This window comes from Acidovorax sp. 59 (assembly GCF_002754175.1).
Lineage (GTDB): Bacteria > Pseudomonadota > Gammaproteobacteria > Burkholderiales > Burkholderiaceae_C > Acidovorax > Acidovorax delafieldii.
The window spans coordinates 131,612-156,746 of record NZ_PEET01000001.1 but is presented as its reverse complement, the minus strand read 5'-3'; the positions used below and the strand labels follow the sequence as shown (position 1 = coordinate 156,746).

Annotated in this window: 25 protein-coding genes; 21 read left to right on the top strand and 4 right to left on the bottom strand. The window is 64.5% G+C overall.

The window, feature by feature from the left end; translation table 11 throughout:
• Positions 1 to 3 precede the first annotated feature (3 nt).
• Positions 4 to 774 (bottom strand): glucose-1-phosphate cytidylyltransferase, encoded by a 771-nt coding sequence (gene rfbF / locus CLU87_RS00800; RefSeq protein WP_056748022.1) that lies wholly within the window; start codon positions 772 to 774, stop codon positions 4 to 6.
• A gap of 467 nt (positions 775 to 1,241) precedes the next feature.
• Between rfbF and motA the strand changes: the two genes are divergently transcribed.
• The 9 genes from motA (at position 1,242) to CLU87_RS00755 (ending at position 10,784) form a co-directional block, all read left to right on the top strand.
• A complete protein-coding gene (gene motA / locus CLU87_RS00795) occupies positions 1,242 to 2,102 on the top strand; it encodes a flagellar motor stator protein MotA (RefSeq protein ID WP_056065696.1) in 861 nt (286 codons plus the stop codon).
• 47 nt (positions 2,103 to 2,149) lie between these two features.
• The gene (gene motB / locus CLU87_RS00790) at positions 2,150 to 3,082 is read left to right on the top strand and encodes a flagellar motor protein MotB (protein ID WP_056065694.1); all 933 of its coding nucleotides are present in this window, start codon (positions 2,150 to 2,152) and stop codon (positions 3,080 to 3,082) included.
• A 72-nt stretch (positions 3,083 to 3,154) separates the two neighbouring features.
• Positions 3,155 to 3,541, top strand: a complete 387-nt coding sequence (gene cheY, locus CLU87_RS00785) for a chemotaxis response regulator CheY (protein WP_010466076.1) — start codon at positions 3,155 to 3,157, stop codon at positions 3,539 to 3,541.
• Between the two features lie 4 nt (positions 3,542 to 3,545).
• Positions 3,546 to 4,163 carry a protein phosphatase CheZ gene (locus tag CLU87_RS00780; protein ID WP_056065691.1) on the top strand — a complete coding sequence of 206 codons (618 nt, stop codon included), beginning with the start codon at positions 3,546 to 3,548 and terminating at the stop codon, positions 4,161 to 4,163.
• A 222-nt stretch (positions 4,164 to 4,385) separates the two neighbouring features.
• A complete protein-coding gene (locus tag CLU87_RS00775) occupies positions 4,386 to 5,540 on the top strand; it encodes a flagellar biosynthesis protein FlhB (protein WP_099729172.1) in 1,155 nt (384 codons plus the stop codon).
• Entirely contained in the window at positions 5,537 to 7,618 is a 2,082-nt protein-coding gene (gene flhA / locus CLU87_RS00770) for a flagellar biosynthesis protein FlhA (RefSeq protein ID WP_099729171.1), read from the top strand. The genes CLU87_RS00775 and flhA overlap by 4 nt, the downstream gene beginning before the upstream one ends.
• Complete coding sequence (flhF, locus tag CLU87_RS00765; RefSeq protein ID WP_056748015.1) at positions 7,615 to 9,111, top strand: flagellar biosynthesis protein FlhF; 1,497 nt, start codon at positions 7,615 to 7,617, stop codon at positions 9,109 to 9,111. Before flhA ends, flhF begins: the two co-directional genes overlap by 4 nt.
• Positions 9,104 to 9,901, top strand: coding sequence for a hypothetical protein (locus tag CLU87_RS00760; RefSeq protein ID WP_056065678.1), 798 nt, complete (start codon positions 9,104 to 9,106; stop codon positions 9,899 to 9,901). The genes flhF and CLU87_RS00760 overlap by 8 nt, the downstream gene beginning before the upstream one ends.
• A 166-nt stretch (positions 9,902 to 10,067) precedes the next feature.
• Complete coding sequence (locus tag CLU87_RS00755; RefSeq protein ID WP_056065675.1) at positions 10,068 to 10,784, top strand: RNA polymerase sigma factor FliA; 717 nt, start codon at positions 10,068 to 10,070, stop codon at positions 10,782 to 10,784.
• Between the two features lie 115 nt (positions 10,785 to 10,899).
• Here the strand turns inward: CLU87_RS00755 and CLU87_RS00750 are convergent, their stop codons facing one another.
• From CLU87_RS00750 to flgA, 3 genes are all read right to left on the bottom strand, one after another.
• Positions 10,900 to 11,271 carry a hypothetical protein gene (locus CLU87_RS00750; protein WP_099729170.1) on the bottom strand — a complete coding sequence of 124 codons (372 nt, stop codon included), beginning with the start codon at positions 11,269 to 11,271 and terminating at the stop codon, positions 10,900 to 10,902.
• Between the two features lie 42 nt (positions 11,272 to 11,313).
• Positions 11,314 to 11,634 carry a flagellar biosynthesis anti-sigma factor FlgM gene (gene flgM, locus CLU87_RS00745; protein ID WP_056065669.1) on the bottom strand — a complete coding sequence of 107 codons (321 nt, stop codon included), beginning with the start codon at positions 11,632 to 11,634 and terminating at the stop codon, positions 11,314 to 11,316.
• Between the two features lie 94 nt (positions 11,635 to 11,728).
• The gene (flgA, locus tag CLU87_RS00740; protein WP_233193674.1) at positions 11,729 to 12,541 is read right to left on the bottom strand and encodes a flagellar basal body P-ring formation chaperone FlgA; all 813 of its coding nucleotides are present in this window, start codon (positions 12,539 to 12,541) and stop codon (positions 11,729 to 11,731) included.
• Positions 12,542 to 12,772: 231 nt separating this feature from the next.
• On the opposite strand from flgA, the gene CLU87_RS00735 reads away from it, so the two are divergent.
• The 12 genes from CLU87_RS00735 to CLU87_RS00680 all read left to right on the top strand — a co-directional run bounded on the left by CLU87_RS00735 (position 12,773) and on the right by CLU87_RS00680 (position 25,114).
• Positions 12,773 to 13,243: a flagellar basal body protein gene (locus CLU87_RS00735; RefSeq protein WP_099729169.1), complete on the top strand. Its 471-nt coding sequence runs from the start codon at positions 12,773 to 12,775 to the stop codon at positions 13,241 to 13,243.
• A gap of 36 nt (positions 13,244 to 13,279) precedes the next feature.
• A complete protein-coding gene (flgC, locus tag CLU87_RS00730; RefSeq protein WP_056065662.1) occupies positions 13,280 to 13,684 on the top strand; it encodes a flagellar basal body rod protein FlgC in 405 nt (134 codons plus the stop codon).
• A gap of 31 nt (positions 13,685 to 13,715) precedes the next feature.
• Positions 13,716 to 14,369 carry a flagellar hook assembly protein FlgD gene (locus CLU87_RS00725; protein WP_056065659.1) on the top strand — a complete coding sequence of 218 codons (654 nt, stop codon included), beginning with the start codon at positions 13,716 to 13,718 and terminating at the stop codon, positions 14,367 to 14,369.
• A gap of 38 nt (positions 14,370 to 14,407) precedes the next feature.
• The gene (flgE, locus tag CLU87_RS00720) at positions 14,408 to 15,688 is read left to right on the top strand and encodes a flagellar hook protein FlgE (RefSeq protein WP_056065656.1); all 1,281 of its coding nucleotides are present in this window, start codon (positions 14,408 to 14,410) and stop codon (positions 15,686 to 15,688) included.
• 47 nt (positions 15,689 to 15,735) lie between these two features.
• The gene (gene flgF / locus CLU87_RS00715; RefSeq protein ID WP_056065654.1) at positions 15,736 to 16,476 is read left to right on the top strand and encodes a flagellar basal-body rod protein FlgF; all 741 of its coding nucleotides are present in this window, start codon (positions 15,736 to 15,738) and stop codon (positions 16,474 to 16,476) included.
• A 43-nt stretch (positions 16,477 to 16,519) separates the two neighbouring features.
• A complete protein-coding gene (flgG, locus tag CLU87_RS00710) occupies positions 16,520 to 17,302 on the top strand; it encodes a flagellar basal-body rod protein FlgG (protein WP_056648212.1) in 783 nt (260 codons plus the stop codon).
• 38 nt (positions 17,303 to 17,340) lie between these two features.
• Positions 17,341 to 18,063, top strand: a complete 723-nt coding sequence (locus CLU87_RS00705) for a flagellar basal body L-ring protein FlgH (RefSeq protein WP_055398313.1) — start codon at positions 17,341 to 17,343, stop codon at positions 18,061 to 18,063.
• Positions 18,064 to 18,328: 265 nt separating this feature from the next.
• The gene (locus CLU87_RS00700; RefSeq protein ID WP_369804281.1) at positions 18,329 to 19,480 is read left to right on the top strand and encodes a flagellar basal body P-ring protein FlgI; all 1,152 of its coding nucleotides are present in this window, start codon (positions 18,329 to 18,331) and stop codon (positions 19,478 to 19,480) included.
• 51 nt (positions 19,481 to 19,531) lie between these two features.
• Positions 19,532 to 20,449, top strand: a complete 918-nt coding sequence (flgJ, locus tag CLU87_RS00695; protein WP_099729168.1) for a flagellar assembly peptidoglycan hydrolase FlgJ — start codon at positions 19,532 to 19,534, stop codon at positions 20,447 to 20,449.
• A gap of 25 nt (positions 20,450 to 20,474) precedes the next feature.
• Positions 20,475 to 22,451, top strand: coding sequence for a flagellar hook-associated protein FlgK (gene flgK, locus CLU87_RS00690; protein WP_099729167.1), 1,977 nt, complete (start codon positions 20,475 to 20,477; stop codon positions 22,449 to 22,451).
• Positions 22,452 to 22,479: 28 nt separating this feature from the next.
• Positions 22,480 to 23,733 (top strand): flagellar hook-associated protein FlgL, encoded by a 1,254-nt coding sequence (gene flgL, locus CLU87_RS00685; protein WP_056065641.1) that lies wholly within the window; start codon positions 22,480 to 22,482, stop codon positions 23,731 to 23,733.
• Between the two features lie 136 nt (positions 23,734 to 23,869).
• Positions 23,870 to 25,114, top strand: a complete 1,245-nt coding sequence (locus CLU87_RS00680) for an HDOD domain-containing protein (RefSeq protein ID WP_099729166.1) — start codon at positions 23,870 to 23,872, stop codon at positions 25,112 to 25,114.
• The last annotated feature ends 21 nt before the right edge of the window (positions 25,115 to 25,135 follow it).

Below are 25,135 nucleotides of genomic sequence, written 5' to 3'. Positions count from 1 at the left end.
GGTTTACCAGCACTTCCAGGGGGCGCGGCCCGATTGCCACAGGTCTTCGAGCAGATTCTTCTCGCGCAGCGTGTCCATGGGCTGCCAGAAGCCGGTGTGCTCAAAGGCGCGCAGCTGGCCGCTGGTGGCCAGGCGGGCCATGGGCTCCAGCTCCCAGCTGGTGGCGTCGCCGTCGATGAGGTCGATCACCTCGGGCTGCAGCACAAAAAAACCGCCATTGATCCAGCCACCGTCGCCCCGCGGTTTTTCCTCGAACCCCGCCACGGTGTCGCCATCACGCACCAGGGCGCCGTAACGGCCCGGGGGCTGCACGGCCGTCACCGTGGCCTGGCGGCCATGGGCGCGGTGGAAGGCAAACTGGGCCGTCATGTCGAGGTCGGCCACGCCATCGCCATAGGTAAAACAGAAGGGCTCGCCTGCAGGCAGGTATTCCTGCGCCCGGCGCAAGCGACCGCCGGTCATGGTGCTTTCGCCGGTGTCCACCAGCGTCACCCGCCAGGGCTCGGCATGGCGATGATGCACTTCCATGCGGTTGTTGGCCATGTCAAACGTCACGTCGGACATGTGCAGGAAGTAGTTGGCGAAGTACTCCTTGATAACGTAGCCGCGGTAGCCCAGGCAGATGATGAAGTCATTGACGCCGTGGGCAGAGTACATCTTCATGATGTGCCAGAGGATGGGCCGCCCACCGATCTCGATCATGGGCTTGGGCCGCAGGTGCGACTCCTCCGAAATGCGGGTACCAAGCCCGCCTGCCAGCAGTACAGCTTTCATGCCCGCAGCATAGTGCAGGCCCTCACGGCCAAAAAGGTCCAGTCACAGCAGAAACACCGTCCAAATGAGGCGTTTGCATGCGATGTGGGCGCACGGATGGCGGACACGCTGCGCAAGGGCTCACTTAGATCAATATCAAATTGATAGCGCCACAGTCAATAAATATCAGCACATCGCCACGCCTTGACACAAACCCGGGTATGCATTGCCCCCGGGAGGCCGCTCAGACCCCTTGCTGGGCACCCGAGGGCCATCGGAACACTCCCATCCCCGCGCGCAAGACCACCAACGTCCCATCGGTGGCAGCGGCCAGCGTCCATTCGCCCGAGAAGCAGCCTGTTGACCGCCCTCTTGGGGCATTTCGCGTTCTGCAATCCGATACATTTGCAGTAACCTTCGGTCAATCCGTGGACTGCAGCCCTCCCCAGCGCAGTCGTGCCCCTGCCGCCGCCCTAAACGTCTAAAGCATGTTTGTCATCATCGGTTACGTCGTCTGCCTCGGCTGCATCTTCGGTGTGTACATCATGCACGGAGGCAATATCAGCGTGATTCTCAAGGCACTGCCGTTTGAGATCATCACCATTTTGGGCGGCGCACTGGGCGCGTTTGTGGTGAACAACCAGCCCAAGGTGATCAAGGCCACCTTGGCCGCACTGCCGATGGCGCTCAAGGGTTCCAAATACACGAAAGAGCGCTACATGGAGCTGATGGCGATGCTCTATGACATCCTGCAGAAGGCCCGCAAAGAGGGGCTGATGGCCATTGAGAAGGATGTGGAAGCGCCTCACGAATCCGAGATCTTCAAGAAATACCCCACGGTGGGCAGCGACCACCATGTGATCGAATTCACCACCGATTACCTGCGGATGATGGTGTCGGGCAACCTCAATTCCCACGAGATCGAGGCGCTGATGGACAGCGAAATCGATACCCACCACCAGGAGGCCCATGCTCCCGTGGCTGCGCTGGCCCGGTTGGCAGGCGCCCTGCCCGCCTTCGGGATCGTGGCCGCCGTGCTGGGCGTGGTGAACACCATGGGCTCGGTGGGGCAGCCGCCCTCTGTACTGGGTGGGATGATCGGCTCGGCGCTGGTGGGGACGTTCCTGGGCATCTTGCTGGCCTACGGCGTGGTCGAGCCCCTGGGTGGACTCGTCGAGCAAAAGACCGAGGACGCTGCCAAGGAACTGCAGTGCATCAAGTCCACCCTGCTCGCCAGCATGCAGGGCTACAACCCCGCCACCGCCATTGAGTTTGGCCGCAAGGTGCTGTTCTCCAACGTACGCCCCAGCTTCTCGGAGCTGGAAGGACACGTGAAGGGCAAGAAGTAGCAGCTGCCGCGAATGCGGTAGCCGCGCCGTAACGCCCCACCACCACCATGGCAGAAAAAAAGCTCCAGCCCATCATCATCAAGCGCGTCAAGAAAGGCGGCCACGCGGTGCATGGTGGCGCCTGGAAGATCGCTTATGCCGACTTCGTGACGGCGATGATGGCGTTCTTCTTGCTGATGTGGCTTTTGGGCTCCACGGCCAAAGGTGAGCTGCAGGGCATTGCGGCATATTTCGCTTCGCCGCTCAAAGTGGCGATGACCGGAGGCGACGGTGCAGGCAACAGCTCCAGCGTCATCCCCGGTGGCGGCAACGATCTGGCCAAGGTGCATGGCCAGGTGCGCCGCTCCGATGTGGAAGAAGCCAAGCAGCGCCGCATGAGCATCGATGCCGCACGGGCCGAACGCGCCAAGCAGGACCAGGAACGCATCAAGGCCCTGGAGGCCAAGATCGATGCGCTGATCACCGAGAACCCGCGCCTGAATGAGTACAAGTCGCAGATCCGCATCGACATCACGCCCGACGGGCTGCAGATCCAGATCATCGACGACCAGAACCGCCCCATGTTCGACAGCGGTAGCGCGTTGGTAAAACCCTACATGCGCGACATCCTGCGCGAAATTGGCGCAGCCCTCGGTGGCGTCGAAAACCGCATCAGCCTTGCAGGCCACACCGACGCCGTACCTTATGGCAACAGCGAAAAGGGTTACAGCAACTGGGAGCTATCGGCAGATCGCGCCAACGCCTCGCGGCGGGAACTGGTCTCTGCTGGCATGCCAGACGCTAAACTGGGCCGCGTGGTGGGCTTGGCCGCCAGTGATCTGCTGGACCCCAAGAACCCACGCTCCCCCTCCAACCGGCGCATCACCATCACGGTGTTGACCCGGGAGGCCGAAGAACGCCTCATGGGCAAAGGGATTCCTGAAATCACGTCCACAGAACTGTTGACGGAAAAGCGGGAAAATCCCCCCCCAAGCAGGTAACAGTTACGACTTGTCACCAAACCTGCCACCCATGACAATGCTTACAGTAAATCTCGACTGAAAGGGTCCCAAGTGACCACAGCCCTTCGTTTTTTGATCGTTGACGACTTCTCCACCATGCGACGCATCGTTCGCAACCTGCTCAAGGAGAGCGGGTTTGCAGACGCCGACGAGGCCGAGGATGGTGTCGCCGCACTCAACAAGCTGCGCAACAGCAAGTTTGACTTTGTGGTGACCGACATCAACATGCCCAACATGAACGGCTTCCAGCTGCTGGCCGAGATCAAGAAGGACGACAAGCTCAAACACCTGCCCGTCCTGATGGTGACCGCCGAAGCCCGCAAGGAAGACATCGTTGCCGCCGCCCAGGGAGGCGCTGCGGGTTACATCGTCAAACCCTTCACCAAGGCAACTCTGGAAGAGAAAGTGACCTTGATTCTGAAGAAGATGGGGTTATGACACCATGGACGACACACCGGACAACAGCCAGCCTGCCGATGTTCATCACAAGATTGGCCTGCTGACACGTCAGCTTCACGATTCGCTCAACGAGCTGGGTTATGCCGACAAGCTACGCGGCTCCATGGGCGAGCTGCCCGACGCACAGAGCCGACTTTCCTATATCGCCCGCCTGACGGGAGAAGCGGCCGAGAAGGTGCTCAACCGCGTCGAACAGGCCAAGGCCCAGCACGACTACATTGCGGCGGAAACGCGCCGGGTCGTCAACTCGCTGGTGGCGGACCCGGTGGCGGCTGTGGCCAAGGGCGAGATCTTCAACTTTCTGACCGACGTGGAGCGCGTGACCAAGGAAGCCGACACGCACCTCACCGAAATCATGATGGCGCAGGATTTTCACGACCTCACCGGCCAGGTGATTGCGCGCGTGGTGAACCTGGCAGCCACCATTGAAGAGCAGCTGGTGCAACTGCTCATCCAGACGGCTCCGCCCAGCGCCCAGGTGCCCGCCGAGCCCGCCCGCGCAGCGCATCTTCAGGGCCCGGTGGTGGACCCGGAGAACACCCCCGACGTGGTCACCGACCAGTCCCAGGTGGACGACCTGCTGGCCAGTCTGGGCTTCTGACGCTCCGTTTTCAGTCTGACAACCCTCCAGCGCTAGTGCGATATGACCTGATTGCTATCATTTTTGAAAAGAATGGTAGCAATCCACGGCGCGGGTCAGACACGGACCCGCCGCTAGACACACCCCAGACATCACCGAAAAGAGGGGGCTGCAGCCCCCTTATCAGCCTTTAGATTTCCAGGTCGCTCACGACAATGGCATGACACCAGCCGTCATGCCACCATGGAATCCAGCCAAGAAAAAAGCCTCCCCGCGTCAGAACGCAAGCTGCAAAAAGCGCGCGAAGACGGCCAAGGGGCACGCTCGCGCGACTTGTCGCACCTGGCCATCCTGGGCGCGGGCGCCGCATGCATGCTACTGCTGGCCCCACAGCTGATGGACCGCATGCAGTGGGCCATGAGCCAGCAGCTGGCGTTCAATGCGGCCACGGTGATGGCGCCAGGCACCATGCTCTCGCGGCTGCAGGACATGGTCATCGTGGGCTTGGTGGCCAGCACGGTGTTTGCCACCCTCACCAGCGCTGCGGGGCTGATCAGCGCCATCGGGGCGGGCGGCTGGATTCTCAGTGCCAAGCCCATCACACCGCAGTTCAACCGACTCAACCCGATCTCCGGACTGGCCAACCTGTTTTCCAAGCAGCAGATGGCCAACGTGGCCAAGATGGTGCTGATGACCGCCATCCTGACCTACGTGGCCTGGAAGTTCCTGGGCAACAGCCTCGAAACGGTCGCCATGCTGGTGCTGCAACCCTCGCCGCTGGCCATTCGCCAGATTGCAGACTGGCTGACCTCGGGCATGAGCCTGTTGCTGCTGGTCGTGTTTCTGGCTGCCTTGGTGGATGTGCCTTTGCAGGCGTTCTTCTTCAAGGAACGACTGAAGATGTCGCACGAGGAAGTCAAGCAGGAGCACAAGGAGTCTGACGGCAACCCCCACACCAAGGGCCGCATCCGCCAGAAGCAGCGCGAGATCGCCGACCGGGCCAGCGTAGGCGCCGTCCCCAAGGCCGACTTTGTGGTGATGAACCCCACCCACTACGCCGTGGCCCTCAAATACGACGAGAAGACCATGAGTGCGCCCCAGGTCATCTCGCGCGGCACCGACCTCATCGCCATGAAGATCCGCGACGTGGCCAAGGAGCACAACGTGCCTGTGCTGCAGTCGCCCATACTGGCCCGTGCGCTGTATGCCCATGCCGAGCTGGACCAGGCCATCCCCGCGACGCTCTACACCGCCGTTGCCCAGGTGCTGGCCTATGTGTACCGCCTCAAGGCAGCCCTGCGTGGCGAAGGCCGCATGCCCGACAGCCTGGTGGAGCCTTTCGTGCCGCCTGAACTCGATCCGCTGAACCGCACCACGGTGCAAGGTGCTGCCGTATGAACACCTCCGTAAAGTCTTTGCAGCAATGGGCGGGCACCAATGCCAGCGCCCTGCAGGGCCTGTCGGCACCACTGCTGGTGGTGGCGATTCTGGCGCTGATGGTGCTGCCCATCCCCCCGTGGCTGCTGGATGCATTTTTCACGCTCAACATCGCCGTCGCGCTGATGGTGATGATGGTGGCGGCGTACATGCTGCGTCCGCTGGACTTCGCGGCATTCCCTTCGGTGCTGCTGCTGACCACACTGATGCGCCTGTCGCTGAACGTGGCCTCTACGCGCGTGGTGCTGCTCGAAGGCCACCAGGGCCCTGGCGCAGCGGGTGCAGTGATCGAGGCCTTCGGCCACTTCCTGATCGGCGGCAACTTCGCCGTCGGCCTGATCGTTTTTGCGATCCTCGTGGTGATCAACTTCGTGGTGATCACCAAGGGCGCCGAGCGCATTGCCGAAGTGTCGGCGCGCTTCACCCTGGACGCCATGCCCGGCAAGCAGATGGCGGTGGATGCCGACCTGAATGCCGGCCTGATCGACGAAAAAGAAGCCAAGCGCCGCCGTGCCGAAGTGGCCGAAGAAGCCAACTTCTTCGGCTCCATGGACGGCGCGTCCAAATTCGTGCGCGGCGACGCCGTGGCGGGCATCCTGATCCTGCTCATCAACATCATTGGCGGCTTCGCTATTGGTGTGTTGCAACACGACCTGTCGGCCAAGCAGGCCGCAGACAGCTACATCCTGCTGGCCATTGGCGATGCGCTGGTGGCACAGATTCCCGGCCTGCTGATTTCGGTGGCAGCCGCCATGGTGATCTCGCGCGTGGGCAAGGACCACGACATGGGCCGCCAGATCGTTCAGCAGCTGTTCATGTCGCCCCGCGTGCTGGGTGTGACGGCAGGCATCTTGATCCTGCTGGGTTTGATCCCCGGCATGCCGCATGTGGTGTTCCTGACCATGGGCAGCCTGCTGGGCTACGGCGCCTGGGTGATGTATGAGCGCCAGAAGGTTCCCCTGGTGGTCGAAGCCCCACCGCCGCCCGCCACCGATGGCGAAGCCACCTGGGACGACTTGCAGCCCGTGGACCTGCTGGGCCTGGAACTGGGATACCGCCTCATCAGCCTGGTGGACAAGAGCCGCCAGGGCGACCTGCTCACCCGCATCAAGGGCGTGCGCCGCAAGTTTGCACAGGAAGTCGGCTTCCTGCCCCCTGCCGTGCACGTACGTGACAACCTCGAACTCAAGCCCAGCGGCTACCGCATCACGCTGCGCGGCGTGGTGGTGGGCGAGGGCGAAGCCTTCCCTGGCATGTTCCTGGCCATCAACCCCGGCGGCATCACCACGCCGCTGATCGGCACGGCCACCACCGACCCTGCCTTTGGCCTGCCAGCACACTGGATCGACGATCGGCAAAAGGAAGCCGCACAAATGGCCGGTTTTACCGTCGTTGATTCCGAAACCGTGATGGCCACCCATTTGTCACACTTGATGCAAGTGCAAGCCGCCAAGCTCCTCAGTCGCACGGAAACGCAGCAACTGGTGGAACACGTGGCCAAGCTGGCCCCCAAGCTCATCGAAGAAGTGGTTCCGAAAATGGTCTCCATCGCAACGTTCCAGAAAGTCCTCCAGCTGCTGCTGGAAGAGTCTGTGCACATCCGCGATATCCGCACCATCATCGAAACGCTGGCCGAGCATGCTGGTGGCGTCTCGGACCCCGTCGAACTGGCCCGCCGCGTGCGCATTGCGCTCTCGCCCGCCATCGTCCAGCAGATCTACGGCCCCACCCGCGAGCTCAACGTCATTGCCATCGAGCCCGGCCTGGAGCGCCTGCTGGTGCAAGCCCTGGGCAACACGGCAGGCCCCGCACTCGACCCCGGCGTGGCCGACATCCTCACACAAAAGGCCGCCGAAGTGGCCCTCAAGCAGGAAGAGATGGGCCTGCCCGCCTGCCTGCTGGTTCCCGACCAGATCCGCAATGCCATCTCCCGCCTGGTGCGCCGCGTAGCGCCCCGCCTGCAGGTGCTGGCACACAGTGAAATTCCAGAGACCCACACCATCCGTATTGGGCCGATCCTTAAAGGTGCATCAGCATGAACATCAAACGCTTTACCGCCCCCACCTCCCGGGAGGCTCTGGCCAAGGCGCGCATGGCCTTTGGCGACGGCACGCTGATTCTGTCCAACCGCCCCACGGCCAACGGCGTGGAAGTGGTGGCCACGGCCGAGGACACGCTGTCGGCTCTGGACGGTGGTGCGCCCACCGCTTCGTCCAATCCGCCCCTGCTGGCGCCCAGCACTGCGCGCAGCACCCCACAGCGCGCCAGCCAATCGGCAGCAGCGTCGGGCCTGGGCCGCAACCCGGTCGAGGAAGACACCGAACAGCTGGCCATGAGCACGCTGTCGTTCCAGGACTATGTGCGCGAACGCATGCTGCGCCGTCGCCACGAGGCACTGAATGGTCCCTCGGAACCCCAGACACTGTCTGAACGCAGCCGCGACCAGGAACCGGAACGTGAACGCATGCCCGCGCCCTCGGTGGCACGCCACAACCCGCTGCGCACCATCCCGATGGACATGCCGCCCGAGCCACCGCGCCGTCGACAGGAAGCTCCCAGCGCCCACCTGATCCAGTCGAACAACCAGCAGAGCGTGATGAACGAGCTGCACGCGATGAAAGAGCTGATCGAAGACCGCTTCAACACGCTGGCCTGGCTGGGGCAGGCGCGCCAGAACCCGATCCAGTCCAACCTGATGCTGAAGATGATCCGTGCTGGATACTCCCCATCGCTGGCCCGCGCCGTGCTCGAACGCATGCCCGAAGACCTGTCGGCGGGCGAATCGGTGCGCTGGCTGATGGAGGTGCTGGAACGCAACCTTAAGACCGACCAGACCGATCCCCCCCTTTATGAACAGGGCGGCATCTTCGCCATGGTGGGCTCTACGGGTGTGGGCAAGACCACCACCACCGCCAAGCTGGCTGCCATGTGCGCCCGCATCCACGGCCCCGGCAGTGTGGGGCTGATCACACTGGACACCTACCGTGTGGGCGCGCACGAACAACTGCGCACTTACGGGCGCATGCTGGGCATCGTGGCCCACTTGGCGCACGACCGTGCCGCGCTGCAAGACCTGCTGGGCCTGCTCAGCGGCAAGAAAATGGTGTTGATCGACACCACCGGCGTGGCCCCCAGGGACCCCCGCAAGCGCGACATGCTGGATGTGTTGGACCTGCCCCATGTGAACCGCCTGCTGGTGCTCAACGCCGGCTGCCATGGCGACACGCTGGATGACGTACTGACCGCCTTCAAGACCGACGGCTCGCAGCAGGCCATCCTGTCCAAGGTGGACGAAGCCGTGAAGCTGGGCCCCGCGATCGACGCACTGATCCGCCACCAGATGGTGCTGCGCGGCGTGACCAACGGCCAGCGCGTGCCCGAGGACTGGGAGCGTGCCAACGCCCACCAGCTCATCAGCGCCTCCATGCGGTCGCCGGCGAAGTCGGCTTTCGACCCCAAGGCCACGGACCTGAACTTCTTCTTCTCGCACTCTCCTGACACCGTGACGGAGGGGGGGCTGGTCGATGCTTGATCTGGGTTTTCACCAGGCGGCCAGCCTGCACAGCCTCACCCCGCAGGCAGAGCTGCGGCTGCTGGCAGTCGCCAGCCAGGGCAACACGGCGAGCGGCCTGGAAACGCTATGGCAGATCTGCGCCAGCCTGCAGCGGCTGGGCTATCCGGTGGTGGTACTCGACGGCACGGCGCAGGAGTCCGACGACAGCCCCGGGCTGCTGCACCTGCTGCAACATGCAACGTGGAATGACGGCGCCAGCCTGAACCTGGGCGCCACCGCATCCTCCCTCGCCGTGATTCCAGCGGCCAAGGGGCTGCAGCACCTGAGCCGCAAGGCCAGCGGCAGCACACGCTCGCCCATGGAGAGCTTGCTGCCCTGCTTCAGGACTTACGGCCTCATGGTGATTCACGCACCAGCCTCCACCCTGGGGCCCCTGCTCACCCACACGGCCACGGTGCCGCTGGTGGTCATGGGCAGTGGCGCAGCGGGCGTGATGACCAGCTACAAGAGCCTCAAGCAGATTGCGCTACACACTGGCTTGCCCTGCATGGTGGCCGCTTTGCTGCACGGCAACACCGCCGCCGAACGCCGCAAGGCCCAGTCCCAGCTGATGACCTTGCAGGCATGTGCCGAGCGCCATCTGGGCGGCCCGATACGAACCACCACCATTGCCACTCAGAACCCCCAGGAGCTTCAGCGCCTGGCCTTGCAACTGCTGGAAAATGCGGGCACTATGAACGGAGCGCTGGCTGCGCTGACACCCAGCAACTTGACAGGCATGCCTGCGCATTTTGTCCGGAGCCACTGACCAGAGCCTGTGATGCACCTCTACGTACGCACGTTGACCCGAAACGCTTCCCACGGTCTGGCAAGTTGCTGGCCCCGGGCGGCGGAAAAAGATCGGGTGATGGCCCCCCCAAGCGGCTCCAGAACAAGATCGCATACCCGCCCTACCAGTGCATAACACCCTCTCTATGTACACCGCCAAAGGCCAGCTTGATCGCGATGCCATGATCCGCCAGCATGTACCGCTGGTCCGGAGGATTGCGCACCACATGATCGCCAAGCTGCCTCCCAATGTCGAGCTGGATGACTTGATCCAGGTCGGCATGATGGGGCTGGCCGAAGCCCTGTCGCGCTACGAAGTGGCACAGGGCGTGCAGTTTGAAACCTTTGCCACCCAGCGCATCCGGGGCGCCATGCTCGACGAGCTGCGCGAGGGCGACTGGATGAGCCGCAGCTCGCGCAAGAGCCAGAAAGACATTGAACACGCTGTGCACCGGCTGGAGCAAAAGCTGGGACGCAGCCCGCTGGAGTCCGAAATAGCCAGCGAAATGGGCATGAGCCTGGCGGACTACCAGAATCTTCTGGGCAAGGTCCGGGGTACCCAGCTGGTGTACCTCGAAGACATGACGCATGGCAACGACGACGAGGATGGGTTTCTGGACCGCCACGTTGCCGACAGTGCAGCCGACCCGGTGGAGCTGCTGCGTGATCAACGGCTCAAGACGTCACTGGTCAACGCCATCAAAACCCTGCCGGAGCGCGAGCAGCACATCATGGGCATGTACTACGAACATGACATGAACCTCAAGGAAATTGCCGCCGTGCTGGGCGTCACCGAGTCGCGCGTGTGCCAGCTGCACAGCCAGTCCATTGCCCGGCTGCGGGCCAAGATGCGCGCGCACTGAGCGCCCCCACCGGCGGACACCAGGCGCCGCGCAGATCGTTGCGCAGGGCCATAGGGTGACGGGTCGCCGCTTTTCGCGACCGGGCCCACAACCCCTTCAGAACAATGGATGCCGCTCAGCCTGCAGAGCGGTAGATGCGTGCCACACCCGGCGCGGCTCCGCGCGCCCCCAGGCCATCGCCATAGGTAGCCGCCGCATTGGGGGGCAACAGGCCGGCGGCTTGGCGGTCCGTGCTGGCAGCAAGCCGGGCCAGGCTTTCACGGTGCAGGATCAGCATGCTGCGGATCGCATCCGCGCGCTTTTGCAGCGACGCTGGGAAGGGCAACCCCCGCGCGGCCGCCTGCTCCAGCGCACGCGAAAAATCGGCCGCTGCATCACGCAAGGCCGTGCTGTTTTTTTCCAGGGAGGTGGGGTCGGCCGCGAGAAGTGCGGCGGAGACTTGTTCGATCAGCTGCTCAACAGCCGAGAGAGATTCTTCCAGAGACATGGCGCATTGTGCGATGGATTGCGCCCGGGAGCAAAACGCCGGTCAACCCCGCGAGCGGGACAGGATCTCCTGGGCGTTGGACAACAGCTTGTCGGCAATGGCTTCGGCGTCGACCGAGAATTCGCCCTTTTCGATGGCAGCGCGCACTGCCTTGACCTTGCCCGCGTCAAAATCTGCCGTGCTGCGGGTGGCAGGGCTGAGCGCCCGGGCCGCGGTGGACACAGTGACAGGCACACCGGCAGATGACGCCATCAGTGCGTCCTTCGTGGCTCCTTCAGCAGCGCTGGCTGGGGCCTTGGCTTGCTTGGCAAGCCCCGTCGGCGGCAACCCGCCCGGCAGTTCCGGTGTTTGACCTATCTTCATCGCTCTCTCCACCACCCCGTTGGATGTGGGGCATCAGTAGCAATGTTTTCGACCCATTTGGCCCGGACTTTAGCCATTTATTACCGGGGCGTCATCACAGAGTGACATCCACTGTCCCAGAATCATTCACAGTTCCACTCACGATGCGGCCATTCTCCATGCGCACGCGCACAGTCTGCCCGGCAGAGCCTGCGGTCAACGCCTGGCCCGCAGAACTGACCGCATAGCCCGGCCCCTGGGCCACCACTTTTACCTGCGCACCGGCCTTGAACAGCAAGGGGGCACGCACCATGGCCTGGCGCACTGCCTGCCCCGCCACCAGTTGGCGGGCCGCGGTCTGCCCTACCCACAGGTCGGGATTGGCCATGACTGGAGAGGAATCGGCCGCCCAGTCCACTTCGGCCTCTGTGGCGTCATTGGCCGTCAACACGGCACCGGGCGCCACATTGTTGGTCAACACCCAGGCTGGGCCAAACGCCTTGATGGTGACGGGCAAAAACACGTTCCATGCGGTGGCGCCCTCCACGCAGCGCAGCCCCAGACGGGTCCGGCCCCACAGGCGGGCACCTACGGGCAGATAGGGTTCAACGCGCGCACAGGGCGCCAGCCGCAGGCGCGAGTCCAGTGAGCCAACACTCACTTCCATACGCAGTGGCAGGGCGGAGGACGGGTTGCGGGCCAACGCATCGTCCAGCCAGCGCTGGGTAAGCGGCCCCAGGTCCGCCGCGGGGTCTGTCGCCGACTGGGCGTGCGCAACACCATGGGGGCCCAGCGCAGCCACAGCCAATACACCCGCCAGGCAGAACGTACGCACCAAGGCGCCAGCACGCACAGCCAGCGACTGCCGGGTGGCGCCGCACAGCGCGACGTCGGTGTTGGTGTCAGAGAAAAGGAAGTGGGCGGTCATGGGGGCCTCCAGGGCATCGGCTGGCCAGGCTGCCCGCGCACGGGGTGCTACGGAAGGCAGGGGCCATTTCACCCCTGGAACTATAGGCAGATGACCCGGACGCAAAACCCGGAACTGCGCATCCATTTGCCACTTCTTCGCGCTTTAGAAAAAGGGCGCGGTTTCCATAATCGAGCCACGCCAAAAGCCCCCCGGGGATGGCGACTTTGCAACCGACGGTGTGAGGCACACATGCTTGACAAGATGACCAACCAGCTGAATTTTCACGGCAACGCCCTGGTGCTGCGTGGGGAACGTCAGCGCGCCATCGCCAGCAACATTGCCAACGCCGACACCCCTGGCTATGTGGCACGCGACTTCAAGTTCGGCGACGCGCTGCGCGAGGCCACAGGCATGACTTCTTCCGCCACAAGCACTGCCGGCGCAGCGGTCACGCGGCTGGCAACCGGAGGTTCGTACGGAACTGCGGGCACAACCGATCCGCACCATATTCCGCTGCCCACCGTGAATTCCAGCACCAGCATCGACCGGCAAGGCGCCCTGGGCTATGCAGTGCAAACACAACCGAGCCTGGACAACAACTCGGTGGACTTGGACCGCGAGCGCGCCAACTTCGTGGACAACGCCGTGCGCTATGAAGCCACGCTGCGGTTCATCAACGGCAACGCCAAAACCATGCTCAGCGCCATCCAGGGCCAATAACCAGCCAGCCCCGCAGCGCAGAAAGCGAGCCACCCCATGTCCATGTTTTCGATTTTCAACGTATCGGGTAGCGCCATCAGCGCGCAGTCGCAGCGGCTCAACGTGGTGGCCAGCAACCTGGCCAATGTGGACGCCGTGGCAGGCCCCGATGGTCAGGCCTACAAGGCACGCCAGGTGGTGTTCCAGACAGCGCCCATGGGGGCCGACAGCTCTGCGGGTGTCAAGGTCAGCGGTGTCAGCGAAAGCAATGTGCCGGGCCGCCGCGTGCACGACCCCAGCCACCCGTCGGCCGACGAGCAGGGGTATGTGACGCACTCCAACGTCAACGCGGTTGAGGAGATGGTCAACATGATCTCTGCCTCGCGCTCGTACCAGAACAACGTCGAGGTCATGAACACGGCCAAGTCGCTGCTCCTCAAAACCCTGCAGATGGGCCAGTAAGGCAAGAGCCTGCTCCAAGAAGGACACCACCATGATTCTCAGTGCCACCAACGCCCCCACGGTGACGGACTCGTCCAGCACCAAAGCCAACGCGTCCACCGATCCGGCTGCCGCGCAAGACCGCTTTTTGAAACTGCTGGTTGCGCAGCTGAACAACCAGGACCCGATGAACCCCCTGGACAACGCCCAGATGACTTCGCAGATCGCGCAGATCAACACGGTGACCGGCATCCAGCAACTGAACCAGACCATGCAGAGCATGGCTTCGCAGTTCAACTCGCTACAGGTGATGCAGGGCACAGCCCTGGTGGGCCGCAATGTGCTGACCGAGGGCTCCAGCCTGGCGGTGGCGGACAAGACCGGCAAGGGCGGCTTCGAGCTGGGCTCGGCCGCCACCAACGTGAAGATCGAGGTCACGACCGCAGGCGGGCAGGTGGTGGACACCATCGACCTGGGTGCCAAGGCGGCGGGCCGCCACACCTTCGACTGGGACGCCAGCCAGTACACCGGCTCCACCGATGGGCTGCAGTTCCGCGTGACGGCCGTCAATGGCTCCACCAAGCTGGACTCCACCGCACTGAACCTTGCCAAGGTGACGGCCGCAGGCGCCGAGGACGGACAGCTGGTGCTGAGCCTGTCCAACGGCAAAACCATCAACTACAGCCAGATCAAGGCCTTGGTGTAACACCAGCCTGCTTCGTATCGCGTCAACAGGAGAACACCATGAGTTTTCAGCAAGGCCTGTCCGGCTTGAACGCCGCCAGCAAGAACCTCGATGTCATCGGGCACAACATTGCCAACTCCAACACCGTCGGGTTCAAGGCCTCGCGGGCCGAGTTTGCCGAGATGGTGGCCTCTGCCATCGGCTCGGCAGGGGGCTCCAATGCAGGCATCGGCGTGGAAGTGGGCGCCGTGGCGCAGCAATTCACCCAGGGCAACCTGACCATCACCGGCAACAGCCTGGACGTGGCCATCAATGGCAATGGGTTCTTCACCCTCACGCTGCCCGATGGCACCGCCGCCTACACCCGCTCCGGCAACTTCAAGCTGGACAAGGAAGGCAACATGATCACCAACGACAACGCGTCGGTGATGGGCTACCCGGTAGACCCGGTGACGGGTCTGCGCACCGGCACCGACCCCATCCCCATGGTGTTCCCGACCGCCGAGCCAATTCCCGCCAAGCAGACCACCAAGATCACGGCGGCCTTCAACCTGGACGCCCGCGCCACCGACGCGGCGGGTAACCCCGCAGCCACGCCCCCCATCCCGGCCACGCCGCGCGCCACCTATGGCACGTCGATCAACGTGTTCGACAGCCAGGGCGTGGCCAAACCGGTGAGCCTGTACTTTCAGAAAACCGCCACCGCCAACACCTGGGACGTATACGACGCCCTGGACGACCCCACCGCTGTGCCGCCCGTGGTGGCCACGCCCATCGGCCAGATCACGTTCGACAACAACGGCGCCATCACCGGACCGGTGGCCACGCCACCCGCCACGGGCTTTTCGCTGCCGCTCACCATCAACCCCACGCCGCCCAACCCCAATAACCTGCCCACCTATACCGTGGACGTGAGCCTGGACAAGGTGACGCAGTTCGGCAAGAAGTTTGCGGTGTCCAACCTGAGCCAGGACGGCTACACCTCGGGCGAGCTGACCGGCATCAACATCGAGAACAACGGGATGATCATGACCCGTTATTCCAACGGCGTGACGCGTGCCGAGGGCCAGCTGGCGCTGTCGAGCTTCCGCAATACGCAGGGCCTGGCCTCGGTGGGCAGCAACAACTGGGTGGCCACGTTCGAGTCGGGCCAGCCCGTCGTCGGCACCGCCACGGATGGCAGCTTTGGCTCGCTGCGCTCGGGCGCCCTGGAAGACTCCAACGTGGACCTCACGGCCGAGCTGGTGAACATGATGACTGCCCAGCGCGCCTACCAGGCGAACGCACAGACCATCAAGACGCAAGACCAGGTGATGTCCACCCTGGTGAACCTGCGCTGACCGGCTGCCCCCCCCACTGAACCCGCCCAGGACACCGGAGATCCCCCATGGACCGCATCATCTACACATCGATGACAGGCGCCAACGCCGCCGCCCACCGGCAGGCGGTGCTGTCCAACAACCTCGCCAACGTGTCCACCGGCGGGTTCCGCGCCGAGATGTCCACCTTCCGCTCGGTGCCGCTGCAAGGCGACGGCGCCAAGACGCGCGTGTTTGCGCTGGAGGCCACCTCCGGCTACGTCAACACCCCCGGCCCTGTGCAACGCACCGGCCGCAACCTCGACGCCATGGCGGCCGGCAATGCCTGGTTTGCAGTGCAGGGGCTGGATGGCACCGAGGCCTACACCCGTGCGGGCAGCTTTGAGGTGTCCGCCACCGGCCAGCTGCTCACCCCCACCGGGCTGCCCGTGTTGTCCGATGGCGGAGCGCCCATCGACGTGCCGCCTGGTGCCGATGTGTCGCTCGGGTCGGACGGTACCGTGACCTCCAAGATCCCGGGCCAGCCCGCCCAGGCCATTGGCCGCCTCAAGCTGGGCACCCCCACGCCGGAAGACCCGCTCAAGCGCGGCGACGACGGGCTGTTTCGCACCACGTCGGGCGACCCCATGCCCAACGACGCCAACGCGCGCATGCTGTCGGGCGCGCTGGAGGGCTCGAACGTGAACCCGGTCGAATGCATGGTCGGGATGATCGCTGCATCGCGCCAGTTCGAGCAGCAGATGAAGCTGCTGCAGACCGCCGAAACCAACGACAAGACCGCCAGCCAGCTGCTGAGCATGAACGGCTGATGCCGCTGCCACCCCCAGCACGCACCTGCCATAAGGAAGCACCATGATCAACTCCCTCTGGATCGCCAAGACCGGCATGTCTGCCCAGCAGACCCAGCTCGACGTCATCTCGCACAACCTGGCCAACGTCTCCACCACGGGCTACAAGCGCAACAACGCGGTGTTCGAAGACCTGATCTACCAGAACCTGCGCCAGGTGGGTGCCAACACCACCGAACAAAACCAGCTGCCCACCGGCCTGCACCTGGGCCTGGGCGTGCGCACGGTGGCCACCAGCCGCAACTTCATGCAGGGCAGCCTGCAGGAGTCCAAGAACAACCTGGATGTCGCCATCAACGGCAACGGCTTCTTTGAAGTGACCATGCCCGATGGCACCGTGGGCTACACCCGCGACGGCTCCTTCCAGGTCGATGCCCAGGGCCGCATGGTCACGTCCAGCGGGCTGCCCGTGGTCAATGGCATCACCATTCCGGCCAACGCCACCAGCGTCAGTATCAGTGCCGAAGGCGCCGTGGCAGTCACCGTGCCGGGCAACACACAGCCGCAGACCGTGGGCAACCTGGCCATGGCCAGCTTCATCAACCCGGCCGGCCTGGAGCCCATCGGGCAGAACCTGTTCAAGGAATCCGCCGCCTCCGGCCAGCCCCAGCAGGGCACCCCCGGCACGAACGGCCTGGGCATCATCAAGCAGGGGTTTCTGGAAGCCTCCAACGTCAACGTGGTGGAAGAGCTGGTCACCATGATCCAGACCCAGCGCGCCTACGAGATGAATTCCAAGGCCATCCAGACCTCGGACCAGATGCTCGCCAAGCTCGCCCAGCTGTGACCGGACTGCCCCCCGCGCTTTTGCCCAGGACCTTCGCCATGCGCACTTTCACACGCCCTCTTCGCCTGCTGCAGGCACTTGGCTCGCTGCGTGCGGGCATCCCCGCACTGGGCGCAGCACTGCTGTGCGCCGGCTGCGCCACCCTGTCGCCACCGCCGCCGGTGGACATCCTGCCCACCACCCCGCCCCCGCTCGCCGCTGCACCGCGCACCCCGCCCCCGGTGACGGGCGGACTGTTCCACAACGCCAGCTACCGGCCCGCGTTTGAAGACCGCCGCGCGCGCCTGGTGGGCGACAACGTGACCATCCAGATCGTGGAGAACGTGACGGCCAGCCAGAAGTCGTCGTCCACGGTGGACCGCACCTCCGAAGTATCTGCCGGCGTGACCGCCCTGCCCTTCACCAGCAAGACCTTCACCGACAAGCTGGGCGTGGGCGCCAATTCGGGCAATGCGTTCTCCGGCAAAGGCGGCACCGAAAGCGCCAACACCTTCACCGGCTCCATCACCGCCACGGTGGTGGATGTGCTGCCCAATGGCCACCTGGTCATCACTGGCGAAAAGCAGATCGGCGTGAACCAGAACGTGGATGTACTGCGCTTTTCGGGCACGGTGGACCCACGCGCACTGCAACCCGGCAGCATCGTGAACTCGACCCAGGTCGCCAATGTGCGCGTCGAATCGCGCGGACGCGGTGCGCAGAACGAAGCCCAGGCCATGGGCTGGCTGGGCCGGTTCTTCAACACCGTCACGCCGTTCTGACCGCACTGGGCGCACCGAAAGCGCCCAGGTCCCCAGTCCTTCCGGCATCCGACGGAGGGCTGGGTGCGTCCCTTCACCACTACAAATTTGATAGCTATTGGCGCATATAGCACTAGCGCCTCTGGCCGTTTTTACTCAAAAACCGCCGCCCAGAGCGCCCACGGGCCGTTTCTGCGCGCACCTTGCCAACGCGGCTTCAGACCCAGCCAATAAGCCGGTGAACCCGCTTCTTTTTGGGTTTTAGTTCTGGCCATGGCCTACCACAATGGATGCCATGAAAGCCTCGTCCCATTCCCTCTTGCCCCGCACCGCGCGCGTGCTGTGGCTGCTGCTGGCCCTGGTGGCCGCAGGGCTGGCAACGCCTGCACAGGCCTTGCGCATCAAGGAAGTGGCGGCGGTGCAGGGCGTGCGCAGCAACCAGTTGACCGGCTACGGCCTGGTGGTAGGGCTGGACGGCACGGGCGACCAGACGACGCAGATGCCCTACACCACGCAGGCCATGTCCAACTACCTGCAGCAGATGGGCATCAGCCTGCCACCCGGCACGGCGTCGCAGCTGCAGCTCAAGAACGTGGCAGCGGTGATCGTCACGGCGCAACTGCCCGCCTTTGCCCAGCCGGGCCAGCAGATCGACGTGAACGTCTCGTCCATGGGCAATGCCAAGTCGCTCAAGGGCGGCACGCTCATCGTCACACCGCTGCGCGGCGCTGACGGCGAGATCTATGCACTGGCCCAGGGCAACATGGTGGTGGGCGGCGCTGGCGCGTCGTCCGGTGGCAGCAAGGTGCAGATCAACCACCTGAGCGCAGGCCGCATTCCGCTCGGTGCGCAAGTGGAACGGGCCGTGCCCACCCCGCTCAACGAAGGCGACACCATCAACCTGGGCCTGAACGCCTCGGACTTCCAGACCGCCCGCCGCGTGGCGCAGGTGATCAACGCCAAGCTGGGCAACGGCCTGGCCACCGCGCTGGACGGTCGCACGGTGCAGGTGCGCGCTCCCATCGACCCCGGCGCCCGCGTCGGCTTCATTGCCGACCTGGAAGAGTTGCCGCTCGAATCCTCCACGCCCTCAGCCAAGGTGGTCATCAACGCCCGCACGGGCTCGGTGGTGCTCAACCAGTCGGTCACGCTGGGGCCTTGTGCCATCGCCCACGGCAACCTGTCGATCACCATCAGCTCCACGCCCGTGGTCAGCCAGCCCAATGCGTTCTCGCAGGGGCAGACGGTGGTCACGCAAAAGAGCGACATCACCATCAACCAGGAACCGGGCAACGTGATCCAGATGCCCGCGTCGCCGCAGCTGGCCGACGTGGTCAAGGCCCTCAACACGCTGGGCGCCACACCCGGCGACCTGCTGGCCATCCTGCAGGCCATCAAGGCCGCCGGCGCGCTGAACGCCGAGCTGGAGGTGATCTGACATGGCTCGCCCTGCTGCCGCCGCTGCGCGCACCATCCACCGGGAGCGACCATGGCCCTGACCCTGCCCTCGTCCAGCACCACCAGCCCCTCGAACGCGCTGGCGGTCGATATCCGCTCGCTCAACTCCCTCAAATACGACGCGGGCACGAGCAACAGCGCACAGGTCACGCGCGAGGCAGCCAAGCAGTTTGAATCGCTGTTCATGCGCGAACTCATCAAGAGCATGCGCGACGCCACCATGAAATCCGGCCTGATGGAGGGCGAGCAGGCCAACCTGGGCCAGGACATGCTGGACCAGCAGCTGTCCGTGAATATGTCGGGCCTGCAGGGCGGCCTGTCGGAAGCGATCGCCCGCCAGCTTTCGCGCCAGATGGGCGGTGCGGACACCAACTTCTCGGTGCCGTCCACGCTGAGCCTGCCGCAGGCACAGAACCGGTCTGCAACCTCCGCCACCACGTCTTCCGTCGATACCACCCTGCCCGTCCCCAAGGGCCGCGAAGGCTTTGTGCAGCACCTGAGCGGCACCGCCGAGCGCGTGGCGCAGGAAAGCGGCATTCCCGCCAGCTTCATGCTCGGCCAGGCCGGGCACGAAACCGGCTGGGGCAAGAGCGAGATCAAGACCGCCAACGGCGGCAACTCGTTCAACCTGTTCGGCATCAAGGCGGGCAAGGGCTGGACCGGCAAGGTGGCCGAGATCACGACCACCGAATACATCAACGGCACACCGCGCAAGGTGGTGGCCAAGTTCCGCGCGTACGACTCGTACGAGGACTCCTTCCGCGACTACGCCAAGCTGATCACCGACAACCCGCGCTACGAAAAAGCCCAGGCCACCGCCAAGACGGGCTCTGCCGTGGCCTACGCGGCCGAGCTGCAAAAGGCCGGTTACGCCACCGACCCGGAGTACGCCAAGAAGCTCAGCGGCGCTATCAACAGCGCGCTGCGTGTACAGCGCGCCCAGGCGTGATGGACGAGAAGAACCGAGGTAAGCCATGAGTCTGCTCAACGTCGGCGCCCGCGCCCTGCTGGCCAACCAGGTGGCCCTGCAGACGGCAGGCCACAACATTGCCAATGTCAACACACCCGGCTATTCGCGCCAGACGGTGGTGCTGCAGACCGTGCAGGGCCAGTTCACGGGCGGTGGCTACATCGGCCAGGGCGTGGATGTGCAGACCATCTTGCGCAACCAGAGCGAGCTGCTCACGCGCCAGTCGGCCGCGGCTGGATCGACCCAGGCGGCCGACGCCGTCCGCGCCCAGCGCCTGAGCCAGTTGCAGGAAGTGTTCAGCGGCGGCACCCAGGGCCTGGGCGCCGCCATCAACGACATGATGAACGCGTTCTCGGACGTGGTCAGCAGTCCCACCGACATCACGGCACGCACGGTGGTCCTTACGCGGCTGGACGAAACGGCCGCACGCATGCGCACCGCGAGCGACCGGATCAACGAGATCGAGTACACCGTCAAGGAACAGCTGCAGAGCAGCGTGACCGCCATCAACAGCCTGGCCACGCAGATGGCGGCCATCAACGAGCAGATTGCCCGGGCCACCGGCAACGGCCAGAGCCCCAACGACTTGCTGGACCAGCGCGACCAGATCATCCGCGACATCAACCAGTATGTGCAGACCACCCAGATCCCGGCGGATGACGGCACCGTGGGCCTGTTCGTGGCGGGCAGCCAGCCCCTGGTGCTGGGCAGCACGGCCGCCAGCCTGTCGATCGACGATGCAACGACTTTCCCGGGCAGCGGACAGTCCAAGCTGTTTTTCAACCGCCCCGGCGCCACCCCCGTGGAGCTGGACGAAAACGTGCTGGGCGGTGGCAGCGTCTCGGGCCTGCTGCGCTTTCAGAACACGGACCTGAGCGAAGGGCGCAATCTGCTGGGCCGCATGGCGCTGGCCATCGGCATGACGATGAACGATCAGCAGAACCTGGGCCTGACGCTCGATGGCGTGCCAGGCAAGGATCTGTTCGCCTTTCCCACCAGCATGCCGGGCCACACCAACGGCGCAGGGGTGGGCACGGTGTCGTTCACCGGCCCCACACAGTTTGCTGCGTCCGACTATGAGATCCGCTTCACCACGGGCACGGCCGGGCAGGTGGTGCGCCTGTCCGACGGCCAATCAACCCCGTTCACCAGCGCTGCCAACTTGGCCACGCTGCAGATCGATGGGCTCAACTTCAACCTCACCACGCCCGGCAACCCTGGCGAGCGCATGCTGTTCAAGCCGTTCAGCACGGCTGCCAACAACATCCAGGCGCTGGTGTATTCGCCGCGCGACCTGGCCGCCGCCAACCCCATCAACGCCGCCATGGGCACGGCCAACGGCGGCACCATGCAGCTGGGCAGCCTCAAGGCCACGGGCCTGCCCAACCCGCCGGGGCTGGTGCTGCCGGCAAATGCCAACCCAGCAGCCATTCCGCCCATCCTGGGGGGTATCCAGTTGCAGTTCACCGCCGGGCCGCCCACAACCTACGATGTGCTCGACCGCGGGACCGCGCCACCCACCTCGCTGGCGACTGCGCAGCCCTACACCTCGGGCCAGCCCATCTCGATCAACGGCTGGCAAATCACGCTGCAGGGCACCCCCAAGACGGGCGACACCGTGGTGATCGGCAATGCGCTGGACCCGCAGTACGGAGACGCCTACACCCGCAACGCAGGCAACGCGAATGCCCTGATGGGCCTGCGCGACGTGAAAATGTTTGACGAGTCCACCCTCACCGACGGTTATGCGGGTGCCATTGCCCAGGTGGGAACGCGCACCCAGAGTGCCAAGTTTGCAGAACAGCTGTCTTCCACCATTGCCGCCAACCTGGAGCGCGACCGCACGGCAGTGTCGGGAGTCAACCTGGACGAAGAGGCCGCCAAGCTGATCCAATACCAGCAGGCCTACCAAGCCTCGGCGAAGATGATCCAGATTGCGCAGAACATTTTTGATTCGCTGATCCAGGGCCTGGGCCGATAAATTCCGCCCCTGGCGTGAGGAGTTCGACATGAGCACAAACATCTACCGCGTCGGCACGGCCAACATGTACGACAACGCGCTGCGCAACCTGGGCGCGCGCCAGACCAGCCTCACCACGCTGCAAGAGAACCTGACGTCAGGCAAACGCGTGGTGCGCGCCAGCGACGACCCAGTGTCGGCAGCCCAGGCCGAGCGGGCCCTCAACCGCCTGTCGCGCATCCAGACCGAACAACGTGCGCTGGAGACCCAGCGCAATGCGATTGCACAGGGTGAATCCTCACTGGGCGACGCGGTGAATCTGATCCAGAACTTTCGGGAGCTGGTGGTCAGTGCGGGCGACGCCAGCATGACTCCCAACGACCGGGCCACCGTGGCCAACCAACTCCAGGGTTTGCGGGAACAGCTGCTCGAAGTCGCCAACCGGAAAGACACCAACGGCATCCCCTTGCTGAGTGCATTGGGCAGCGCGCTGGCGCCGTTCCTGGGCCCATTGAGCAGCTCCCCCGACTACAGTTTCCAGGGCTTGCCGGGTCAGACGGCGAGCAACGGCGTGACGGTACCGGGGGCCCTCGACGGCGACTCTGCCTTCATGTTCGACCCCACCCGCGACAGTGTCTACACCGCCGGGGTCAGCAACATCCCGGTCGGCCGACAGCTCACCACCACGGCCATCACGCCCACCAACAAAGCTTTGGTGACGGGTGACAACTACACCGTCACCTTCAGCGCAGTGGGTCCAGGCGCCACCACGGGCACCAGCACAGCCACGTACACCATCACCAATACCACCACGGGCGCCGTCTCCGCCCCGGTGGTGGTGCCGGACTACCCGACCGACAAGCCGGTCACCATCTCCGTTCCAGGCATTCCGGGGCTTTCCTTCGACATCAAGGGCAACCCGGCCAACGGGGATACCGTCACCCTGCAGCCCAGCGCGAGCATGTTCAGCACCATGGACAGTGCCATCAATGGCATCCGCAACGCTCCCAACAACAACGGCGCCATCCAGGCCGTGGGGCAGGCACTGGCCAACATCGATATTGGACTGGAGCGCGTACACAACATGCGCAGTTACGCCGGCGAGCTGCTCAATCGCGCAGACCGCATCACCGGCGACCAGGAAAAGCGCTCCATCCAGCTGGAAGGCGACCGTTCGCGGGCAGAGGATCTCGATATGATCAAGGGCATTTCCGACTTCCAGAACCAGCAGGTGGGTTATGAGGCTGCACTCAAGTCCTATGCGCAGGTTCAGAAGTTGTCGCTGTTCAACTTTATTGGCTAGGAGCCTGTGCGGCAGAGGGTGTTCGGGCGCAGAGCCCATCGCACCCTGTGCCAGCAGGCTTCAGCACCGGCTGGTGCACCGTGGCGACACCCATCCCGCGAGCGCTGGCTGGCCCTGTTTTTTTGCCTGAGAGCCCATGGTCCAATCCGTCCTAGGTAGCCTGATCCTGGGCTACCGCCCTTTGTGGAACCGCGCCCGCAAACTCGCAGGCATCCAGCTGTATGCCCACAACGAGGCCTCGGCAACCGTCGATGGCGGGCACCTGCTGCGCACGCTGCAGGAGCTGTGGTCGTCCAGCTCGCCGCCGCTGCTGATCTCGGCACAGACCCGCCAGCTGCTGTGCGACCTGCTCGAAAACGCGCCACGGGCTGCACCGTGGATCGAGGTGCGCGGCGAGTGGCTGTCGGACTCTGCCATCTATGACCGCGTGAAGGCCGCGCACCAGCGCGGGCTGCGCATGGTGTGGCGGGGCGACATGGACAAGCTGCCCGAGCCCGAGATTGCCCGCTGCTTCGACAACAGCCTGCTGACCTTGCGCCCGGAAGACGCCGTGGCTGCGCTGCAAGCCACGCCCCCACGCCCAGGCAGTGCCGCCGCCGCAGCAGGACCTGTTGCCAAACGCACCCCCAGCCCGGTGCTGGCTGGCCAGATGTACGAAAACATCGCCAGCCGGGCACTCATGGAGCACTGTCTGGACCAGGGCAACGCGATGGCGCTGGCTGGGTGGCCGACGGAGGACGTGCTCTACAGCCTGCGCCACCACCCGCAGCAGCCCTCGCACGCGGTGATCTTCAAACTCATGAAGGCCATCGACGACGAGCAGTCGCTGGAAACCTTTGAAGACATCATGGGCGAGGACCCGCTGCTCGCGTACCGCTTCATGGTCTATACCAACTCGGCCGCCCTGGGCCTGCGCACCGGCATTGATTCGCTGCGCCGGGGCCTGGTGATGATGGGCTACAGCTCCATCAAGCGCTGGCTGTCCGACCAGCTGCCCCATGCGAGCACCGAGGCCAACATGCAGCCGGTGCGCGAAGCCATGGTGATCCGCGCACAGCTCACCGCGCGGCTGCTGGACGCGGGCATCGAGAACGACCTGCGCCGCGAGATCTACCTGTGTGGCCTGCTCTCCCAGCTCGATGAGCTGCTGGGCGAGCCCCTGGGCACCATCCTCAAGCGCCTGCCCCTGTCCGAACGCATCTACGACGCCACCGTGTTGCGCACTGGCCCCTACACCGGCGGTCTGCAGATGGCGTGTGCACTGGAGACAGATGACGCCAGCGCCATCCGCCAGCTGTGCGAGACCTTCGAGATGGACCTGGAAGAGGTCAACCGCGCGCTGCTGCGGGTGTTGTCTGACCTGGAAGTGGAAAGAAAGTAGGCCCCTGCGCCGGTTTCGGTG

Bases quoted from the DNA above. Each gene is read 5' to 3' on its own strand.
- flhA (WP_099729171.1), top strand. From the start codon at position 5,537: ATGAACACCTCCGTAAAGTCTTTGCAGCAATGGGCGGGCACCAATGCC.
- CLU87_RS00725 (WP_056065659.1), top strand. From the start codon at position 13,716: ATGATTCTCAGTGCCACCAACGCCCCCACGGTGACGGACTCGTCCAGC.
- motB (WP_056065694.1), top strand. From the start codon at position 2,150: ATGGCAGAAAAAAAGCTCCAGCCCATCATCATCAAGCGCGTCAAGAAA.
- flhF (WP_056748015.1), top strand. From the start codon at position 7,615: ATGAACATCAAACGCTTTACCGCCCCCACCTCCCGGGAGGCTCTGGCC.
- CLU87_RS00705 (WP_055398313.1), top strand. From the start codon at position 17,341: ATGCGCACTTTCACACGCCCTCTTCGCCTGCTGCAGGCACTTGGCTCG.
- motA (WP_056065696.1), top strand. From the start codon at position 1,242: ATGTTTGTCATCATCGGTTACGTCGTCTGCCTCGGCTGCATCTTCGGT.
- rfbF (WP_056748022.1), bottom strand. From the start codon at position 774: ATGAAAGCTGTACTGCTGGCAGGCGGGCTTGGTACCCGCATTTCGGAG.
- CLU87_RS00735 (WP_099729169.1), top strand. From the start codon at position 12,773: ATGCTTGACAAGATGACCAACCAGCTGAATTTTCACGGCAACGCCCTG.
- CLU87_RS00755 (WP_056065675.1), top strand. From the start codon at position 10,068: ATGTACACCGCCAAAGGCCAGCTTGATCGCGATGCCATGATCCGCCAG.
- flgA (WP_233193674.1), bottom strand. From the start codon at position 12,541: ATGACCGCCCACTTCCTTTTCTCTGACACCAACACCGACGTCGCGCTG.
- flgM (WP_056065669.1), bottom strand. From the start codon at position 11,634: ATGAAGATAGGTCAAACACCGGAACTGCCGGGCGGGTTGCCGCCGACG.
- CLU87_RS00760 (WP_056065678.1), top strand. From the start codon at position 9,104: ATGCTTGATCTGGGTTTTCACCAGGCGGCCAGCCTGCACAGCCTCACC.
- CLU87_RS00700 (WP_369804281.1), top strand. From the start codon at position 18,329: ATGGATGCCATGAAAGCCTCGTCCCATTCCCTCTTGCCCCGCACCGCG.
- flgG (WP_056648212.1), top strand. From the start codon at position 16,520: ATGATCAACTCCCTCTGGATCGCCAAGACCGGCATGTCTGCCCAGCAG.
- flgE (WP_056065656.1), top strand. From the start codon at position 14,408: ATGAGTTTTCAGCAAGGCCTGTCCGGCTTGAACGCCGCCAGCAAGAAC.
- flgJ (WP_099729168.1), top strand. From the start codon at position 19,532: ATGGCCCTGACCCTGCCCTCGTCCAGCACCACCAGCCCCTCGAACGCG.
- CLU87_RS00680 (WP_099729166.1), top strand. From the start codon at position 23,870: ATGGTCCAATCCGTCCTAGGTAGCCTGATCCTGGGCTACCGCCCTTTG.
- CLU87_RS00775 (WP_099729172.1), top strand. From the start codon at position 4,386: ATGGAATCCAGCCAAGAAAAAAGCCTCCCCGCGTCAGAACGCAAGCTG.
- flgF (WP_056065654.1), top strand. From the start codon at position 15,736: ATGGACCGCATCATCTACACATCGATGACAGGCGCCAACGCCGCCGCC.
- flgC (WP_056065662.1), top strand. From the start codon at position 13,280: ATGTCCATGTTTTCGATTTTCAACGTATCGGGTAGCGCCATCAGCGCG.
- flgL (WP_056065641.1), top strand. From the start codon at position 22,480: ATGAGCACAAACATCTACCGCGTCGGCACGGCCAACATGTACGACAAC.
- CLU87_RS00780 (WP_056065691.1), top strand. From the start codon at position 3,546: ATGGACGACACACCGGACAACAGCCAGCCTGCCGATGTTCATCACAAG.
- CLU87_RS00750 (WP_099729170.1), bottom strand. From the start codon at position 11,271: ATGTCTCTGGAAGAATCTCTCTCGGCTGTTGAGCAGCTGATCGAACAA.
- flgK (WP_099729167.1), top strand. From the start codon at position 20,475: ATGAGTCTGCTCAACGTCGGCGCCCGCGCCCTGCTGGCCAACCAGGTG.